At 65.6% G+C, this 18,076-nt stretch carries 19 protein-coding genes; 10 read left to right on the top strand and 9 right to left on the bottom strand.

All coding sequences use genetic code 11. The features are described 5' to 3' along the window. Positions 1-3: 3 nt before the first annotated feature. Together proC and GJV37_RS18535 are read right to left on the bottom strand one after the other, a co-directional pair. On the bottom strand, positions 4-834 hold the full coding sequence (gene proC, locus GJV37_RS18540; RefSeq protein ID WP_193452816.1) for a pyrroline-5-carboxylate reductase: 831 nt from the start codon (positions 832-834) through the stop codon (positions 4-6). 17 nt (positions 835-851) lie between these two features. Beyond that, the gene (locus GJV37_RS18535; protein WP_170858009.1) at positions 852-1,541 is read right to left on the bottom strand and encodes a YggS family pyridoxal phosphate-dependent enzyme; all 690 of its coding nucleotides are present in this window, start codon (positions 1,539-1,541) and stop codon (positions 852-854) included. A 73-nt stretch (positions 1,542-1,614) separates the two neighbouring features. Between GJV37_RS18535 and pilT the strand changes: the two genes are divergently transcribed. The 5 genes from pilT to GJV37_RS18510 all read left to right on the top strand — a co-directional run bounded on the left by pilT (position 1,615) and on the right by GJV37_RS18510 (position 7,142). Next, positions 1,615-2,649 (top strand): type IV pilus twitching motility protein PilT, encoded by a 1,035-nt coding sequence (gene pilT / locus GJV37_RS18530; RefSeq protein WP_024766758.1) that lies wholly within the window; start codon positions 1,615-1,617, stop codon positions 2,647-2,649. A 104-nt stretch (positions 2,650-2,753) separates the two neighbouring features. Then, positions 2,754-3,899, top strand: coding sequence for a type IV pilus ATPase PilU (gene pilU, locus GJV37_RS18525; RefSeq protein WP_170858008.1), 1,146 nt, complete (start codon positions 2,754-2,756; stop codon positions 3,897-3,899). A 74-nt stretch (positions 3,900-3,973) separates the two neighbouring features. Further along, a complete protein-coding gene (locus GJV37_RS18520) occupies positions 3,974-4,378 on the top strand; it encodes an NINE protein (RefSeq protein WP_024766756.1) in 405 nt (134 codons plus the stop codon). 224 nt (positions 4,379-4,602) lie between these two features. After that, positions 4,603-5,976, top strand: coding sequence for a pyridoxal-phosphate dependent enzyme (locus tag GJV37_RS18515; RefSeq protein WP_170858007.1), 1,374 nt, complete (start codon positions 4,603-4,605; stop codon positions 5,974-5,976). Beyond that, positions 5,973-7,142 (top strand): trans-sulfuration enzyme family protein, encoded by a 1,170-nt coding sequence (locus tag GJV37_RS18510; protein WP_170858006.1) that lies wholly within the window; start codon positions 5,973-5,975, stop codon positions 7,140-7,142. Before GJV37_RS18515 ends, GJV37_RS18510 begins: the two co-directional genes overlap by 4 nt. Positions 7,143-7,378: 236 nt before the next feature. On the opposite strand, the gene GJV37_RS18505 is transcribed toward GJV37_RS18510, so the two are convergent. The 7 genes from GJV37_RS18505 to gshB form a co-directional block, all read right to left on the bottom strand. Then, the gene (locus tag GJV37_RS18505; protein ID WP_024766242.1) at positions 7,379-8,650 is read right to left on the bottom strand and encodes a dihydroorotase; all 1,272 of its coding nucleotides are present in this window, start codon (positions 8,648-8,650) and stop codon (positions 7,379-7,381) included. Further along, positions 8,647-9,651 (bottom strand): aspartate carbamoyltransferase catalytic subunit, encoded by a 1,005-nt coding sequence (locus tag GJV37_RS18500; protein WP_037013504.1) that lies wholly within the window; start codon positions 9,649-9,651, stop codon positions 8,647-8,649. Before GJV37_RS18500 ends, GJV37_RS18505 begins: the two co-directional genes overlap by 4 nt. Before the next feature lie 45 nt (positions 9,652-9,696). Beyond that, positions 9,697-10,209 carry a bifunctional pyr operon transcriptional regulator/uracil phosphoribosyltransferase PyrR gene (pyrR, locus tag GJV37_RS18495; RefSeq protein WP_024766241.1) on the bottom strand — a complete coding sequence of 171 codons (513 nt, stop codon included), beginning with the start codon at positions 10,207-10,209 and terminating at the stop codon, positions 9,697-9,699. Between the two features lie 118 nt (positions 10,210-10,327). Then, positions 10,328-10,765, bottom strand: a complete 438-nt coding sequence (gene ruvX / locus GJV37_RS18490) for a Holliday junction resolvase RuvX (RefSeq protein WP_089285805.1) — start codon at positions 10,763-10,765, stop codon at positions 10,328-10,330. Then, on the bottom strand, positions 10,762-11,331 hold the full coding sequence (locus GJV37_RS18485) for a YqgE/AlgH family protein (protein WP_024766240.1): 570 nt from the start codon (positions 11,329-11,331) through the stop codon (positions 10,762-10,764). The genes ruvX and GJV37_RS18485 overlap by 4 nt, the downstream gene beginning before the upstream one ends. A gap of 75 nt (positions 11,332-11,406) precedes the next feature. Next, complete coding sequence (locus tag GJV37_RS18480; RefSeq protein WP_024766239.1) at positions 11,407-12,300, bottom strand: energy transducer TonB; 894 nt, start codon at positions 12,298-12,300, stop codon at positions 11,407-11,409. Positions 12,301-12,356: 56 nt separating this feature from the next. Continuing rightward, on the bottom strand, positions 12,357-13,319 hold the full coding sequence (gene gshB, locus GJV37_RS18475) for a glutathione synthase (RefSeq protein WP_193452815.1): 963 nt from the start codon (positions 13,317-13,319) through the stop codon (positions 12,357-12,359). 282 nt (positions 13,320-13,601) lie between these two features. On the opposite strand from gshB, the gene pilG reads away from it, so the two are divergent. From pilG to GJV37_RS18450, 5 genes are all read left to right on the top strand, one after another. Next, complete coding sequence (gene pilG, locus GJV37_RS18470) at positions 13,602-14,009, top strand: twitching motility response regulator PilG (protein WP_015475142.1); 408 nt, start codon at positions 13,602-13,604, stop codon at positions 14,007-14,009. Positions 14,010-14,055: 46 nt separating this feature from the next. Further along, positions 14,056-14,421 carry a twitching motility response regulator PilH gene (pilH, locus tag GJV37_RS18465; RefSeq protein WP_024766237.1) on the top strand — a complete coding sequence of 122 codons (366 nt, stop codon included), beginning with the start codon at positions 14,056-14,058 and terminating at the stop codon, positions 14,419-14,421. A gap of 54 nt (positions 14,422-14,475) precedes the next feature. Further along, a complete protein-coding gene (locus GJV37_RS18460) occupies positions 14,476-15,012 on the top strand; it encodes a chemotaxis protein CheW (protein ID WP_017520132.1) in 537 nt (178 codons plus the stop codon). A gap of 83 nt (positions 15,013-15,095) precedes the next feature. Next, entirely contained in the window at positions 15,096-17,144 is a 2,049-nt protein-coding gene (locus tag GJV37_RS18455) for a methyl-accepting chemotaxis protein (RefSeq protein ID WP_024766236.1), read from the top strand. 62 nt (positions 17,145-17,206) lie between these two features. Further along, entirely contained in the window at positions 17,207-18,070 is an 864-nt protein-coding gene (locus GJV37_RS18450; RefSeq protein ID WP_170858243.1) for a CheR family methyltransferase, read from the top strand. The last annotated feature ends 6 nt before the right edge of the window (positions 18,071-18,076 follow it).

Below are 18,076 nucleotides of genomic sequence, written 5' to 3'. Positions count from 1 at the left end.
TCGTCATTGACCCAGTTGTTCGGCCAGCTCGGCGGAACGGTGGTCGGCAGCGCCTACCGCCTTCTCCACCAGCGCCTCGAAACCGTTGGCCTGGAAAGTGGTGATGGCCGCTTCGGTGGTGCCCTTGGGCGAGGTCACGCGGCGGCGCAGTTCGGCGGGATCGACATCGCTGGTGGTGGCCATCTGCGCGGCGCCCAGGGCGGTCTGGCGGGCCAGCTGGCCGGCGACTTCGCGGGACAGGCCGAGCTTCTCGCCGGCGGCGGTCATGGCTTCCATCAGCAGGAAGAAGTAGGCCGGGCCGCTGCCGGAGACGGCGGTGACCGCGTCGATCTGCCGCTCCTCGTCCAGCCACAGGGCGATGCCCACGGCGCTCAGCAGTTGCTGCGCCTGCTCGCGCTGGGTGGCACTGACGCTCGAATTGGGGTACAGGCCGCTGGCGCCCAGGCCGACCAGGGCCGGGGTGTTGGGCATGCAGCGGACGATGGCGCGCGGCTGGTCGCTCACGGCGCCCAGCCAGCGTTCGAGGCTGGCGCAGGGGATGCCGGCGGCGATGGAGACGATCAGTGCGCTATCGGACAGGGACGGCGCCAGCGCCAGGCAGACGTCCTTCATGACCTGCGGCTTGACCGCCAGGACCACCACGTCGGCGCCAGCCACGGCGCTGGCGTTGTCGCCGACCACGTCGATGCCGTGCTCGGCAGCGATCTTCGCGCGCTGCTCGGCACCCGGGTCGCTGGCGCGGATGCGGCTGGCTTCGACGCCCTTGGCGCGCAGGCCGCCGATGAGACTGGCGGCCATGTTGCCGGCGCCGATGAAGGCAATGCGGGTGCTCATTACGTCTCTTCCTTTATTCAGTGCGAGGCGCCGTAGTCGCGGGCGCCGAACAGGGCGGTACCGATCCGTACCCAGGTGGCGCCTTCGCCGATGGCGGCTTCGAGGTCGTGGCTCATGCCCATGGACAGGGTGTCCAGGCCGAGGTTCAGGGCGTGCATCAGCTCGCGCAGGCGGGCAAATGCAGCGTGCTGCGCGGCAACGTCTTCGGTTGGCTCAGGTATGGCCATCAGACCGCGCAGTTTCAAGTGGGGCAGTTGCGAAATTGCCTGGGCAAGGGCAGGCAGTTCTTCGGGGGAACAGCCGGATTTGCTGTCTTCGCCGCTGACATTCACCTGCAGCAGCACGTTCAGCGGCGGCAGGTTCGTCGGGCGCTGTTCGGAAAGGCGCTGGGCGATCTTCAGGCGGTCCACCGAATGCACCCAGTGGAAGTGCTCGGCGATGGGCCGGGTCTTGTTCGACTGGATAGGGCCGATGAAGTGCCAGGTCAGCGGCAGGTCGGCCAGCTCGGCCTGCTTGAGCAGTGCTTCCTGCAGGTAGTTTTCGCCGAAATCGGCCAGGCCTTCGGCATACGCTTCGCGGATGGCGGCGGCGGGTTTGGTCTTGCTCACGGCGAGCAACTGCACCGAGCCAGGCGTGCGATTTTTCGCTTGTTCCGCCTCACGGATTCGTACGCGAACCTTTGCAATATTCTCTGCTATCGTGGACATTACCGTCGCTTTTCCGCCCGGCTGCTGCGAGTTCTGCGGCATTCTACCTGCTTGCTCTTGATTGGGGAGTCCCATGGATATTACCGAGCTGCTCGCCTTCAGCGCCAAGCAGGGCGCTTCGGACCTGCACCTCTCGGCCGGCCTGCCGCCGATGATCCGCGTCGACGGCGATGTGCGCCGCATCAACCTGCCGCCGCTCGAGCACAAGCAGGTTCACGCGCTGATCTACGACATCATGAACGACAAGCAGCGTAAGGATTACGAAGAGTTCCTGGAAACCGACTTTTCCTTCGAAGTGCCGGGCGTGGCCCGCTTCCGGGTCAACGCCTTCAACCAGAACCGCGGCGCCGGCGCCGTGTTCCGGACCATTCCCTCCAAGGTACTCACGATGGAGGACCTGGGAATGGGAGAAGTGTTCAAACGTGTTTCAGACGTGCCGCGCGGCCTGGTGCTGGTCACCGGGCCGACCGGTTCGGGCAAGTCCACCTCGCTGGCGGCGATGCTCGACTACCTGAACAACACCAAGTACAGCCACATTCTCACTGTCGAAGACCCGATCGAATTCGTCCACGAGTCGAAGAAGTGCCTGGTCAACCAGCGTGAGGTGCACCGCGACACCCTGGGCTTCAACGAGGCACTGCGCTCGGCCCTGCGTGAGGACCCGGACATCATCCTGGTCGGCGAGATGCGTGACCTGGAGACCATCCGCCTGGCGCTGACCGCGGCGGAAACCGGCCACCTGGTCTTCGGCACCCTGCACACCACCTCCGCGGCCAAGACCATCGACCGTATCGTCGACGTGTTCCCCGCCGAGGAGAAGTCCATGGTCCGCTCCATGCTCTCCGAGTCCCTGCAGGCGGTGATCTCCCAGACCCTGCTGAAGAAGATCGGTGGCGGCCGTGTCGCGGCCCACGAGATCATGATCGGCACCCCGGCGATCCGTAACCTGATCCGTGAGGACAAGGTCGCGCAGATGTACTCCGCCATCCAGACCGGCGGCGCGCTCGGCATGCAGACCCTGGACATGTGCCTGAAAGGCCTGGTCGCCAAGGGCCTGGTCACCCGCGATTCGGCGAAAGAAAAAGCCAAGATCCCGGAAAACTTCTAATCCCACCGGGCCGTTCCCGGCCCGGCGCACGGAGCGCGCCACACGCACCCGCTTCGTGATCCGACAGCCCCGTCGTAGTCAGCGTGAACCTGGCGAGAAAGATCATGGAATTCGAGAAGCTGTTGCGCCTGATGGTGGAAAAGGGGGCCTCCGACCTGTTCATCACAGCGGGCGTACCACCGTCGATGAAGGTCAACGGCAAGGTGTTGCCGGTGACCAAGACCGCGCTGTCGCCGGAGCAGACCCGCGAAACCGTGCTGTCGGTGATGAACGAGCAGCAGCGTCGCGACTTCGCCGAGAACCACGAGTGCAACTTCGCCATCAGCGCCCGCGGCGTCGGCCGTTTCCGCGTCAGCGCCTTCTACCAGCGCAACCTGGTGGGCATGGTGCTGCGTCGCATCGAGACCAACATCCCGACCATCGATGACCTGAAACTGCCGGAAATCCTCAAGAAGCTGGCGATGACCAAGCGCGGCCTGGTGATCTTCGTCGGCGCCACCGGTACCGGCAAGTCGACCTCGCTGGCGGCCATGATCGGCTACCGCAACAAGAACTCCACCGGCCACATCATCTCCATCGAAGATCCCATCGAGTACATCCACCAGCACCAGGGCTGCATCGTCACCCAGCGCGAAGTGGGCCTGGATACCGATACCTTCGAAGTCGCCCTGAAGAACACCCTGCGCCAGGCGCCGGACGTGATCATGATCGGCGAGGTGCGCTCGCGCGAGACCATGGACCACGCCGTGGCCTTCGCCGAAACCGGCCACCTGTGCCTGGCGACCCTGCACGCCAACAACGCCAACCAGGCGCTGGAGCGGATCATCCATTTCTTCCCCGCAGACCGTCACGGCCAGGTGTGGATGGACCTGTCGCTCAACCTCAAGGCCATCGTCGCCCAGCAGCTGGTACCGACCCCGGACGGCAAGGGCCGCCGCGCGGTGATCGAGGTGCTGCTGAACACCCCGCTGGCCGCCGACCTGATCCGCAAGGGCGAAGTCCACGAGCTCAAGCCGCTGATGAAGCGCTCCACCGAGCAGGGCATGCAGACCTTCGATCAGGCGCTGTACCAGCTCTACATCCAGGGCGAGATCACCTACGAAGATGCGCTGGCCTATGCCGACTCGGCGAACGACCTGCGCCTGATGATCAAGCTGGGTTCGGAAACCGACGCCGACCACTTGACCACCATGACCCAGGGCCTGACCCTGGAGATGAGCGACGACGATCCCAATCGCCGCTTCCGCTGACCTGAAGAGCCCGCCTAGTGCGGGCTTTTCGTTTATTCTGGCTGTCACGCAACGCAACGCAACGGGAGAAAGGCATGTCCGCCAACCCTGATACTCACAGCAAGGTCATCGGCTACCTGCTGTGGATTTTCGGCTTCACCGGCTCGCACCGCTTCTACTATGGCCGGCCGATTACCGGCACCATCTGGTTCTTCACCCTCGGCCTGTTCTTCATCGGCTGGATCATCGACCTGTTCCTCATCCCCTCCATGGATGATGCGGCGGACCAGCGCTACCGCGCTGGCGGCATCGACTACAACGTCGCCTGGATCCTGCTGACCTTCCTCGGCGTGTTCGGCGTGCACCGCATGTACATGGGCAAGTGGATCACCGGGATCATCTACCTGTTCACCGGTGGCCTGTTCCTGGTCGGCGTGCTGTACGACTTCTGGACGCTGAACAGCCAGATTTCCGAGCGCAACGGGCCGCAGCGCATCTGATCCTTCTTTTATGTAGGAGCGAGCTTGCCCGCGAACCGCCCCAGCCTCGGCGCTCGGGATGTTCGCGAGCAAGGACTGGGCGTTCCCCCCCGCTCCTACGAAAAGCCAATGCCGCTCTCTTTCGTCGCGCCGCCTGGCGCGAGCTTTGCCATCCGCCTAAGGTCAGGAGGACAGTAGCAGGCGCTGCCGGGCGATCCCCGTGGCGCCCAGAAGGAGTGGCTGCCATGAGCAACGAATCCCGCCCCGCCGTACTCGATCTGATCGGCAATACCCCCATGGTCCGCGTCACGCGCTTCGATACCGGACCCTGCACCCTGTTCCTCAAGCTCGAATCGCAGAATCCCGGCGGCTCCATCAAGGACCGCATCGGCGTCGCCATGATCGAGGCCGCCGAACGCGATGGCCGGCTCAAGCCCGGTGGCGTGATAGTCGAAGCCACCGCCGGCAACACCGGTCTGGGCCTGGCACTGGTGGGCCGCGCCAAGGGCTACCGGGTAGTGCTGGTGGTGCCGGACAAGATGTCCACCGAGAAGGTCCTGCACCTGCGCGCCATGGGCGCCGAGGTGCACATCACTCGCTCCGACGTCGGCAAGGGCCACCCCGAGTACTACCAGGACGTTGCCGCGCGCCTGGCGAAAGACCTGCCGAACGCCTTCTTCGCCGACCAGTTCAACAACCCCGCCAACCCGCTGGCCCACGAGACCGGCACCGGCCCTGAAATATGGGCACAGACCGGCCATGACCTCGACGCTGTGGTGGTCGGCGTCGGCTCCGCCGGCACCCTGACCGGCCTCACGCGCTTCTTCCAGAAGGTCCAGCCGGAACTGGAAATGGTCCTGGCCGACCCGGTGGGCTCGATCATGGCCGAGTACTCGCGCTCCGGGGCCATCGGCACGCCCGGTTCCTGGGCGGTGGAAGGCATAGGCGAAGACTTCGTGCCCTCGATCGCCGACCTCTCCAGCGTGCGCCACGCCTACTCCATCAGCGACGAGGAAAGCTTCAGCACCGCCCGCGAGCTGCTGCGCAATGAGGGTATTGCCGCCGGTTCGTCCACCGGCACCCTGCTGGCCGCCGCGCTGCGCTTCTGCCGCGAGCAGAAGGAATCCAAGCGCGTGGTCAGCCTGGTCTGCGACACCGGCACGCGTTACCTGTCGAAGGTCTACAACGACCAGTGGATGACCGACCAGGGCCTGTTGCAGCGCAAGCGCTACGGCGACCTGCGCGACATCGTCGCGCGGCGCTTCGAGGAGGGCAGGGTGGTCGCCGTCGGCCCGGGCGACACCCTGCTTACCGCCTTCCAGCGCATGCGCTTGGCGGATATCTCACAGCTCCCCGTGCTCGACGGCCAGCGGCTGGTCGGTGTCATCGACGAGTCCGACATCCTGCTGGGTGTGCATGACGACCCGGCGCATTTCCGCAGCGATGTCGCCAGCGCCATGAGCACCGCCCCGGAAACCCTCGCGCCCGGCGCCAGCCTCAAGGAACTCGAAGCCGTGCTGGCACGCGGGCTGGTGGCGATCATCGCCGACGCCTCGGGTTTCCACGGCCTGATCACCCGATTCGACCTGCTCAACCATCTACGGAGGACCCTCGCATGAGCCAGCACGACGACCGCCTCGGTTTCGCCACCCGCGTGATCCACGCCGGGCAGGAGCCGGACCCTTCCACCGGGGCGATCATGCCGCCGATCTACGCCAACTCCACCTACCGCCAGGACAGCCCCGGCGTGCACAAGGGCCTGGACTACGGCCGCTCGCACAACCCCACGCGCTGGGCGCTGGAGCGCTGCGTGGCGGACCTGGAAGGGGGCAGCAAGGCGTTCGCCTTCGCCTCGGGTCTGGCGGCCATCTCGGCGGTGCTGGAGTTGCTCGACGCCGGCTCGCACATCGTCTCCGGCAACGACCTCTACGGCGGCACCTTCCGCCTGTTCGAGCGGGTACGGCGGCGCAGCGCCGGGCACGATTTCCACTTCGCCGACCTGTCCCAGCCCGGCGCGCTGGAAGCGGCGCTGACGGACAAGACGCGCATGGTCTGGGTGGAAACCCCGAGCAACCCGCTGCTGCGCCTGACCGACCTGGCCGCCATCGCCCGCACCTGCCGCGAGCGCGGCATCCTCTGCGTGGCCGACAACACCTTTGCCAGCCCGTGGATCCAGCGGCCGCTGGAGCTGGGCTTTGACATCGTGGTGCACTCCACCACCAAGTACCTCAATGGCCATTCGGACGTCATCGGCGGCATCGCCATCGTCGGCGACAACCCCGACCTAGCCGAGCGGGTGGGCTTTTTGCAGAACTCGGTGGGCGCCATCGCCGGGCCGTTCGACGCCTTCCTCACCCTGCGCGGGGTGAAGACCCTGGCCCTGCGCATGGAGCGGCACTGCGCCAATGCACTCGACCTGGCGAGGTGGCTGGAACAGCAGCCCCAGGTGAAGCGCGTCTACTACCCCGGCCTGCCGTCGCATCCGCAGCACGAGCTGGCGCGCACGCAGATGAAGGGCTTTGGCGGGATGATCTCGCTGGACCTGGACACCGACCTGGCCGGTTCACGGCGCTTCCTGGAGAACGTCCAGCTGTTCGCCCTGGCAGAAAGCCTGGGCGGCGTGGAAAGCCTGATCGAGCACCCGGCGATCATGACCCACGCCAGCATCCCGGCGGAGAACCGTGCGGCGCTGGGGATCGGGGACTCGCTGATCCGGCTATCGGTGGGTGTGGAAGACGTGGAAGACCTGCGTACTGACCTCGCCAAGGCGCTGGCAATGATCTAATCCTTTCTGAGATATCCGGCTGCCTGTGAATCCCTATCCGCGCCGAACTGTCCCCTCTCCCTTCAGGGGGAGGGCTAGGGAGGGGGCCCAGGTCAGCGATTGGGCTGTATGGCAGTTCTACCCTTTCCCCAACCCTCTCCCTGAAGGGAGAGGGAGCTGCTTCTCTGCTCATGGCGGACTGTTGCATCATGAAAAAGCCCGCCAATCGGCGGGCTTTTTCATGATGCGGTGAGGCGTCAGACCGCGTGGACGATATGCCCGTCCACTAGGGTGCAGCGCACCACGCCCGGCAGGCAGTGGCCGAGGAACGGGCAGTTCTGGCCACGGGAGTGCCAGGTCTCGCCCGCCAGGGTCTGGCCGTCGGCTTCGAACAGCACCACGTCGGCGGCCGCGCCGATCGCCAGCTTGCCGGCCGGCAGGCGCAGGGCGGCAGCCGGGCCGGACGACAGACGTGCGAGCAGGGTCGGCAGGTCGAGCAGGCCGTCCTGCACCAGGGTCATCGCCAGCGGCAGTAGCAGTTCGACGCTGCTGATGCCCGGATCGGTGGCGGCGAACGGGGCGTTCTTCGCGTCTGCCTCGTGGGGCTGGTGGTGGCTGGCGATGGCCTGGATCACGCCGCTCTTCACCGCTTCGCGCAGGGCTTCGCGGTCCTTCTGCGAGCGCAGCGGCGGCTGCACGTGGTAGAGGCTGGAGAAGTCCGCCAGTGCTTCGTCGGTCAGGATCAACTGGTACAGCGCTACGTCGGCGGTCACCGGCAGGCCGCGGGCCTGGGCCTGGGCGATCAGCTCGACGCCGCGGGCGCTGGTCAGCTGGCTGAAGTGCGCACGCACGCCGGACTGTTCGACCAGCAGCAGGTTGCGCGCCAGGGCCACGGTCTCGGCGGTTTCCGGGATGCCGGCCAGGCCGCGGAAGCTGGCGGTCGGGCCTTCGTGGGCGAGGCCGCCTTCGGCCAGGTCGTGGTCCTGGGAGGTGAAGATCACGGTGAGGTCGAAGGTCGCCGCGTACTCCAGCGAGCGCAGCAGTACGCGGTTGCTCGCCATCGGCGCCAGGCCGTTGGTGAAGGCCACGCAGCCGGCATCGCGCAGCGCGACCAGTTCGGACAACTGCTCGCCGGCGAGGCCTTTAGTCAGTGCGCCGATGGGGAAGACCTTGGCGTTGCCGGCTTCGCGGGCGCGGTCGAGGATCAGCTCGGCGACGGCGGAAGTGTCCAGCACCGGCTTGGTCTGCGGCGGGAAGCACAGGCTGGTGACGCCCCCGGCGGCGGCGGCGCGGGTTTCGCTTTCGATGCTGCCCTTGCGGCTGTAGCCCGGCTCGCGCAGGGCGACGCTCAGGTCTACCAGGCCGGGCGCGGCGATCAGGCCGGCGGCGTCGATTTCCTGGGCGGCGTGGAAGCCTTCGGGGGCGTCGCCGATGGCGATGATGCGGCCGGCCTCGATGTGCAGGTCGCAGACCTTGTCCAGGCCGCTGGCCGGGTCGATCAGGTGGGCGCCACGAATACTGACGGTCATTGCGCGTCCTCCTGTTCCAGCTGGCGTTGGGCGTTCTGGCCGCTCATGGCCATGGACAGCACGGCCATGCGGATGGCGATGCCGTAGGTGACCTGGTTGAGGATCACCGACTGTTCACCGTCGGCCACGGCGGAGTCGATCTCCACGCCGCGGTTGATCGGGCCGGGGTGCATGACGATGGCATCGGGCTTGGCCAGCTTCAGGCGCTTCTGGGTCAGGCCGTAGAGTTTGAAGAACTCGCCTTCGCTGGGCAGCAGGCCGCCGGCCATGCGCTCGCGCTGCAGGCGCAGCATGATCACCACGTCGACGTCCTTCAGGCCTTCGTCGGCGTTGGTGAAGACCTTCACCCCGTACTGCTCTTCCAGGCCCACCGGCAGCAGGGTGCGCGGGGCGATCACACGGATGTCCGGGCAGCCGAGGGTCTTCAGCGCCAGCATGTCGGAGCGCGCCACCCGCGAGTGCAGGATGTCACCGACGATGGCCACCGAGAGGTTCTCGAAGTCTCCCTTGTGGCGGCGGATGGTGAGCATGTCGAGCATGCCCTGGGTCGGGTGGCCGTGGCGGCCGTCGCCACCGTTGATCACGGCGACGTTGGGGCTGACGTGCTCGGCGATGAAATGCGCGGCGCCCGAGTCGCTGTGGCGCACGACGAACATGTCGGCGGCCATGGCCTCGAGGTTGCGCAGGGTGTCGGTGAGCGTCTCGCCCTTGCTGGTCGATGAGGTCGACACGTTCAGCGAGATGACGTCGGCGGACAGGCGCTGGGCGGCCAGTTCGAAGGTGGTGCGGGTGCGCGTGGAATTCTCGAAGAACACGTTGCACACGGTCTTGCCGCGCAGCAGCGGGACCTTCTTCACTGCACGGGCGCCGACTTCGAGGAAGGAGTCGGCGGTATCGAGGATTTCAGTCAGCAGTTCGCGGGACAACCCGTCGAGCGAGAGGAAGTGGCGCAGCTGGCCCAGGTCGTTGAGCTGCAGCGGGCGCTTGGCGTCGGTCGGCATGTGGCAGGCCCTGAAAGTTGGGGGTGGAGGTCCGGGCGCGCGGGGTTACAGCGCGGGGCTGAGAAGCGTGCGCTCGAGGACGAGTGGTGCGGGACCGCGCAATTTTACCCGCTCGTTGGGTGCCAATGACAGGGTTTCGCCGACGACATCCGGGCGAATCGGCAGTTCGCGCTTGTTCAGGTCCACCAGGCTGACCAGGGTCACGCTGGCCGGGCGGCCATAGTCGAACAGCTCGTTCAGCGCGGCACGGATGGTCCGGCCGCTCATCAGCACGTCGTCCACCAGGATCAGGTGCTGGCCGTCGATCTCGAAGGGCAGTTCCGACGGACGGACCTGCGGGTGCAGGCCGCTGCGGGTGAAGTCGTCGCGGTAGAAGGAGACGTCGAGGATGCCGAGGATCTCGTCGCTGCCCAGTGCCTTGAGCAGTTCCTGGGCGACCCAGATGCCGCCGGTGTGGATGCCGACGAAGCGTGGCGAGTCGATGCCGCGCTGCGCGAGGTAGTTGCGCAGGTCGGTGGCCATGCGGGGGATGAGTTCGGCGGGGCTTGGCAGGGTCATGACGTCTCCGGTTCGGTTGGCGAGGCCACCCGGCACGGGCGGCCATCGGGGCGGACCGTTCCGGGAAGGAGTGGTCCGGCAAGCTTAGCGGCTTTGGCCCAAGGGGCTCTGCCGCAGGTCAAGCAGGGGTGTTCTCCGCCAGCCAGCCCTCCAGCAGCAGGGCGGCGGCCAGGGCGTCCACCGGGCGCTCGCGGTAGCCGCCCGTCTGGCCCTGGGCCAGGCGTTCGCCCTTGGCGGCGTAAGTGGTCAGGCGTTCGTCATGGGTGTGCACCGGCAGGTTGTAGCGGCCGTTCAGGCGGCGGGCGAACTTTTCGGCGCGTTCGCTCATCTCGCTGGGGGTGCCATCCATGTTCAGCGGCAGGCCGACGACGATGGCGTCGGGTTGCCATTCCTTGATCAGGGCTTCCACGCGGTTCCAGTCCGGCACGCCGTTCTGTGCCTTGAGCACGCAGAGCTCGCGGGCCTGGCCGGTGATGGCCTGGCCGACGGCGACGCCGATCTGCTTGGTGCCGTAGTCGAAGCCCAGGAGCAGGCGCAGGGGTTTGCTGCTCATCAGGCGTGCCCGGCCTGGGCGGTGAGCAGGCTGAGGTTGATCCCCAGGCGCTCGGCGGCCGCCGACAGGCGCTGTTCGGCCGGCACCTCGAAGAGCACCGCAGGGTCGGCCGGGCAGGTCAGCCAGGCGTTGTCGGCCAGTTCGGCTTCCAGCTGGCCGGCTTCCCAGCCCGCGTAACCAAGGGTGATCAGGTGCTGGGCCGGGCCGCTGCCGTCGGCGATGGCGAACAGTACGTCCTGGGAAGTGGACAGCGACAGCTCGCCCAGTTCCAGGGTGGCCTGGTAGCTGCGTCCGGCGGGGTGCAGGACGAAGCCGCGGTCGGTCTGCACCGGCCCGCCGCTGTAGATGGTCATGCCTTGGCAGCGTACCGGCGGCAATTCGTCCGGGCGCAGCTGTTCGAGCACATCGGCGAGGTTCAGGCCGCTGGGGCGATTGATGACCAGGCCCATGGCGCCCTGCTCGTTGTGTTCCACGAGGTAGGTGACCGTCTGGGCGAAGTTGGAGTCCGCCATGTGCGGCATGGCGATGAGGAAATGGTGCTTGAGGTAGCTGGCGGCTGTGCTTTTCATGCCGGCTAGTTTCAGGCCTGGGGGCCAAAGGGACAAGACTTGAAAGCGCCGGCAGAGGTCGGCGGGGGCGTCGGATCAGTTGCTGGACAGGCGATCGCCGCGCTCGAAGCGCCAGGTACGGATGATTTCCAGGCGGTCGATGTCGTTCAGGTCGCCGGAGAAGGGCGCGAAGGGGGCGGCCAGGCGCACGATGCGCTGGGCGGCCTGGTCCAGGGTGGGCTGGCCGGAGGACTCGAGCACCTGGACTTCATACAGGGAGCCGTCGCGGTTGATCGACACCAGCAGGCGCAGGCTGCCGTAGATGCGCTGGCGGCGGGCTTCGTCCGGGTAGTTGAGGTTGCCGATGCGCTCGATCTTCTTGCGCCATTCCTCTTTATACCAGGCGCCCTTGTCGCGCATGGTCGAGGCGGCGCTCAGGCGGTGGATGCGCGGGCGCTTGGCGTAGGCCTGCTGCTCGCGGGCAAGGTCGGCTTCGAGGCTGGAGATTTCCGCCGAGAGCTGGCTGGAGTCGAACTGCGGCGCCGGCTTGGCGACGGTCTCGGCCTTGGGCGTCTGCTGTTTGGTCTGCACCTTGTCCGGGCGCGGGGTGCGGGTGGCGACGGCGGCCTTGGGCGCTTCCGGGCTTTTGGCCTGGCGCGGAGTGGCCGGCGGGGCGACCTTCTTGACTTCGGTGTCCTGGAACGGCGCCTGCTCGGTGGTCTTGGGGACCGCCTTGTGTTCCAGGGTACCGCTGCCCTGCTGGTTCATCTGGGCAAGGTAGTCGGCTTTCTCCGGCGCCTTGTCGCTCTTGAAGCTGGCCAGGGTGATTTCCAGCGTCTTGCTCAGCTGGCTGGGCATGGGCATGGTGAAGCCCACGCCCAGCAGCACGGCCACGTGCAGGATGGCCGCAACGAACAGGGTGAAACCCAGCCGGTCCGCCGGACGGACGCCGGAGGACACGGGGAAGTCTTGGTGGGTTGCAGCGTTCATTGCGGGTCGCGTAGGCCAGGGTGGGGCGGAAGTCTGCCGACGAGGCTTATAAAAGTCTATGACGCACTGCGCGCCTTGAGCTTTTCGTCGATGACTGCCATCAGTCTCTCACCGATGCGCGTGTCGTAGGCCGCATCGATCTCGCGGATGCAGGTCGGGCTGGTGACGTTGATCTCGGTGAGGTTCTCGCCGATGACGTCCAAGCCGACGAACAGCAGGCCGCGTTTGCGCAGCTCCGGGCCGACCTGGGCGGCGATCCAGCGGTCGCGCTCGGTCAGCGGCTGGGCCACGCCACGGCCACCGGCGGCGAGGTTGCCGCGGGTCTCGCCCTGCGCCGGGATGCGCGCCAGGCAGTACTCCACCGGCTCGCCGTCGATCATCAGGATGCGCTTGTCGCCATCCTTGATGGCCGGCAAATAGCGTTGCGCCATGACCTGCTCCTGGCCGTGACGAGTCAGGGTCTCGAGGATCACCGAGAGGTTCGGGTCGCCTTCGCGGTGGCGGAAGATCATCGATCCACCCATGCCATCCAGGGGTTTGAGAATGATGTCACGATGCTCCGCCGCGAACTCGCGCAGAATATCGGACCGGCGGCTCACCACTGTTGGTGGCGCGCACTGCGGGAAGAGCGTGGCAAAGTACTTCTCGTTGCAATCACGCAGGCTCTGCGGCTTGTTGACGATGAGCGTGCCGGCGGCTTCGGCCTGTTCCAGCAGGTAGGTGGAGTAGACGAACTCGTTGTCGAAGGGCGGGTCCTTGCGCATCAGGGTCACGTCCAGTTCCGACAGCGGCTGGTCGACTTCCTCTTCCAGTTCGAACCAGTGGGCCGGATCGTAGAACACCTTGAGCGGGCGCATGCGACCGCGGGCGACGTTCTCTTTCTGGTAAAGATCCTGCTGTTCCATATAGAACAGTTGCCAACCACGGGCCTGGGCTGCCAGCAGCATGGCCAGCGAGCTGTCCTTCTTGAAACTGATCTGCGCGATGGGGTCCATCACGATCCCGAGGCGTACGCTCATGGGATGTCCTCCTGGGGGAGTCTGTTGGGCTTGGGGCTGCGACGCAGAGCCGCGCCGAAAAGGCTGAAAATGGACGCTCAGGGTGGCGCTGGATGTGCGCTCGGTCAAGGAAAAAGCCTGCGTGTTCCGGGTCTTATGGCCTGAATTTGCTGGGCGTGGTAAAGATTCTGACGATTGTGGTAAAAGGTTCCCACGATTGGGTCGCAGCCCGACGGTGGCAGGGCGCTTGCGCACTGAAATAAAAAGCGGAAAAACGACTCACCGAAGATGGTAAGGGCGAACATGGAACAGCATTCCGACGGTTTGAAAGTAATGGTGATCGACGATTCCAAGACGATTCGTCGCACGGCTGAAACCCTGCTGAAGAAGGTTGGCTGCGATGTCATTACAGCCATCGACGGCTTCGACGCGCTGGCCAAGATCGCCGATACCCATCCCAGCATCATCTTCGTCGACATCATGATGCCGCGCCTGGATGGCTATCAGACCTGCGCCCTGATCAAGAACAATAGTGCCTTCAAATCCACGCCGGTGATCATGCTGTCCTCCAAGGACGGCCTGTTCGACAAGGCCAAGGGTCGCATCGTCGGTTCCGATCAGTACCTCACCAAGCCCTTCAGCAAGGAAGAACTGCTCGGCGCGATCAAGACCCATGTGCCCGACTTCACCCCGGTGGAGCACGCTTCCTGAAGTCCGGCGCGAGCGCCGGTGACGCCTATTCCGTATGGGGACCACAATGGCTCGAATTCTGATTGTTGATGACTCGCCGACCGAGATGTACAAGCTGACCGCGATGCTGGAAAAGCACTCGCACCAGGTACTCAAGGCCGAAAACGGCGCCGACGGCGTGGCCCTGGCTCGCCAGGAAAAGCCGGACGTCGTCCTGATGGACATCGTCATGCCCGGCCTGAACGGCTTCCAGGCGACCCGTCAGCTGTCCAAGGACCCGGAAACCAGCGCCATTCCGGTGATCATCGTCACCACCAAGGACCAGGAAACCGACAAGGTCTGGGGCAAGCGCCAGGGCGCTCGCGACTACCTGACCAAGCCGGTGGACGAAGAAACACTGCTCAAGACCATCAATTCGGTGCTGGCCGGCTGATACAGCCGTACCTGCACGTACCGAACATAATTATTAGAGAAGGCCAGGGCCGGCATGGCGGAAGTCCAGAGTCCTTTCGAGGTTCTCGTCCAGATCGATCAGCGCTGTCGGCAGCTGGCTGCGGGCCTGCCCGCCCAGCGCGAGGTGGTGCAGAGCTGGAACGGCATCGGCTTTCGCATGGCTGGGCGCCTGTTCGTAGCGCCCATGGGGGAGGTCGGCGAGGTTCTTCACGAGCCGCGCTACACACTGCTGCCCGGTGTCCGTGACTGGGTGAAGGGGGTCGCCAACGTGCGCGGCCGCCTGCTGCCGATCATGGACCTGTGCGGCTTCCTCGGCGCGGAGCTGTCGCCTCTGCGCAAGCAGCGGCGCGTGCTCGTCGTGGAACACCAGGAAGTCTTCGCCGGCCTCATCGTCGATGAGGTGTTCGGCATGCAGCACTTCCCGGTGGATACCTTCTCCGAGCAGTTGCCGCCCCTCGAAGCGGTCCTGCAGCCCTTTATCCATGGCGTCTTCCATCGGGAGCAACCCTGGCTCGTGTTCAGCCCGCATGCGCTGGCTCAGCACCCGGGGTTCCTGGATGTCGCCAGCTAGAGTTTGACCGGTTGGGCCGGCATTGCCGGCCCTTGTTGTGACATGGAAACCGTAATCGTGGTGGGTCCAGGCGGGGGCCGAATATGAAAAATATAAAGGCAGGCAGTCTTTTCTCGGGGGCACGTAGCAGCTCGCTGATCCTCGGACTCTTCGTGGTCCTGATCGTGGCGATCGTCTTGCTGTTCGCCAACTTCGCTTACCTGAACAAGCAGGCGGACCACGACAAGCAGTACATCGGTCATGCCGGCGAACTGCGCGTGCTGTCCCAGCGTATCGCCAAGAACGCCACGGAAGCCGCGGCGGGCAAGGGCGAGGCGTTCAAGCTGCTCAAGGAAGCGCGCAACGACTTCGAGAAGCGCTGGAACATCCTTTCCAAGGGTGACGAAAGCACCGGCCTGCCGCCGAGCCCGGATTCGGTACAACCGCAGATGGCGGATGTGCAGAAGGACTGGGACACCCTGCGCAAGAACACCGACTCCATCCTCGCCAGCGAACAGACCGTACTGTCCCTGCACCAGGTGGCCGCGACCCTCGCCGAAACCATCCCGCAGCTGCAGGTGGAGTACGAAGAGGTCGTCGACATCCTGCTGGAGAACGGCGCCCCGGCCGACCAGGTCGCGGTAGCCCAGCGCCAGTCGCTGCTGGCCGAACGTATCCTCGGCTCGGTGAACAAGGTGCTCGCCGGTGACGAGAACTCCGTGCAGGCCGCCGACAGCTTCGGCCGTGACGCCAGCCTCTTCGGTCGCGTACTCAAGGGCATGAAGGAAGGCAACGCGGCGATGAGCATCTCCAAGGTGACCAACGCCGAGGCCGTTGACCGCCTCAACGAGATTGCCGAGCTGTTCGAATTCGTTTCCGGCTCGGTGGACGAGATCCTCGAGACCTCCCCGGAACTGTTCCAGGTCCGTGAGGCCGCCAACACCATCTTCGGCGGGTCGCAGACCCTGCTCGACAAGGCCTCCAACCTCGCCAACGGCTTCGAGAACCTGGCCGAAGGCCGTGTGTTCAACCAGGTCGCCAGCGTGGCGCTGGGCATCCTCGCCCTCGGCGCGATCATCCTCATCGGCCTGGTGATGGTGCGTGAAACCAACCGCCGACTGGCCGAGACCGCCGAGAAGAACGAACGTAACCAGGCGGCGATTCTGCGACTGCTCGACGAAATCGCCGACCTCGCCGACGGTGACCTGACGGTGGCGGCGACCGTGACCGAGGACTTCACCGGTGCGATCGCGGACTCCATCAACTACTCCATCGACCAGCTCCGCGAGCTGGTGGAAACCATCAACCTGACAGCCGTGCAGGTGGCCGCCGCCGCCCAGGAAACCCAGGCCACCGCCATGCACCTGGCCGAGGCTTCCGAGCACCAGGCCCAGGAAATCGCCGGCGCCTCCGCCGCGATCAACGAAATGGCCGTGTCCATTGACCAGGTATCGGCGAACGCCTCCGAGTCCTCGGCGGTAGCGGAACGTTCCGTAGCCATCGCCAACAAGGGCAACGAAGTGGTGCACAACACCATCACCGGCATGGACAACATCCGTGAGCAGATCCAGGACACCTCGAAGCGGATCAAGCGCCTGGGTGAATCGTCCCAGGAGATCGGTGACATCGTAAGCCTGATCAACGACATTGCCGACCAGACCAACATCCTCGCACTGAACGCCGCGATCCAGGCGTCCATGGCGGGCGACGCGGGCCGCGGCTTCGCCGTGGTAGCGGACGAAGTACAGCGACTGGCGGAACGTTCCTCCGCGGCGACCAAGCAGATCGAAGCGCTGGTGAAGACCATTCAGACCGACACCAACGAAGCGGTGATCTCGATGGAACAGACCACCTCCGAGGTGGTACGCGGTGCCCGCCTGGCGCAGGACGCGGGTGTGTCGCTGGAAGAGATCGAGAAGGTATCCAAGACCCTGGCAGCGTTGATCCAGAACATTTCCAACGCCGCCCGCCAGCAGGCCTCCTCCGCCGGCCACATTTCCAACACCATGAACGTGATCCAGGAGATCACCTCGCAGACCTCCGCCGGTACCACCGCCACCGCGCGCAGCATTGGCAACCTGGCCAAGATGGCCGGCGAGATGCGTCACTCCGTATCCGGCTTCAAACTGCCGGACATCGCCGAACAGGCCTGAGCAGAGGAGGTGCGCTGCTCTTCACCGGGTAGCGCATGACAGTCTTGAGCGAGGGGCGCGACATGCAGGCAAGTGGCGTCTGGTCGTTGCAGCCGTTGGCCGACATGTCGGCCGCGGACTTCCGCGATTGGCAGGCACTGTTGGAAGACCGGACCGGTGTCGTCGTCAACGAACAACGCCGCGCCTTCCTGCAGACCAGCCTGGGCGCGCGGATGCGCGAACTGGGCATCGCCGACTACGGCACCTACTACCGACAGGTCACCGATGGCCCGCGCGGCGCCGTCGAGTGGTCGAACCTGCTGGACCGCCTCACCGTTCAGGAAACCCGTTTCTTTCGTCACAAGGCTTCATTCGAAGTGCTGGAAGGCTTCCTCCGTCAGCGCCTCGAACAGGTCGGCCCGAACCGGCCGCTGGCCTTGTGGAGCGTCGGCTGTTCCAGCGGCGAGGAGCCGTATTCCCTCGCCATGGTGGCCGCCAAGGTACTCGAAGATGCAGGTCTGGCGCCGCTGTTCGGCGTGACCGGCACCGACATCAGCCTCAATGCCCTGACCCGGGCGCGCGAGGCGCGCTACGCGGCACGCAAGCTGGAGGACATCGACCCGGAACTGGCCACGCGCTACTTCAGCGCGCAGGATGACGGTCGATACGCAGTGATACCCGATCTCGCCGAGCGCGTCTGTTGCGCCCGGCTGAATGTGCTGGAACTGGCCAAGGCGCCAATGTCCGGCATGGACGTGATTTTTTGCCAGAACCTGCTGATCTATTTCCGCCGCTGGCGGCGGCGGGACATCCTCAATCGCCTGGCCGAGCGGCTGGCGCCTGGGGGACTGCTGGTGATCGGAGTGGGTGAGGTGGCCGATTGGCACCACCCGCTGCTCGAACCGGTCGCCGATGAGCGCGTTCTGGCCTTTACCCGGAAGGGATGACACAGA

This window comes from Pseudomonas nitroreducens, from assembly GCF_010994165.1.
Classification (GTDB): domain Bacteria; phylum Pseudomonadota; class Gammaproteobacteria; order Pseudomonadales; family Pseudomonadaceae; genus Pseudomonas; species Pseudomonas nitroreducens.
Note: the sequence above shows the minus strand (reverse complement) of the source record. Positions and strands in the feature narration are given on the sequence as shown.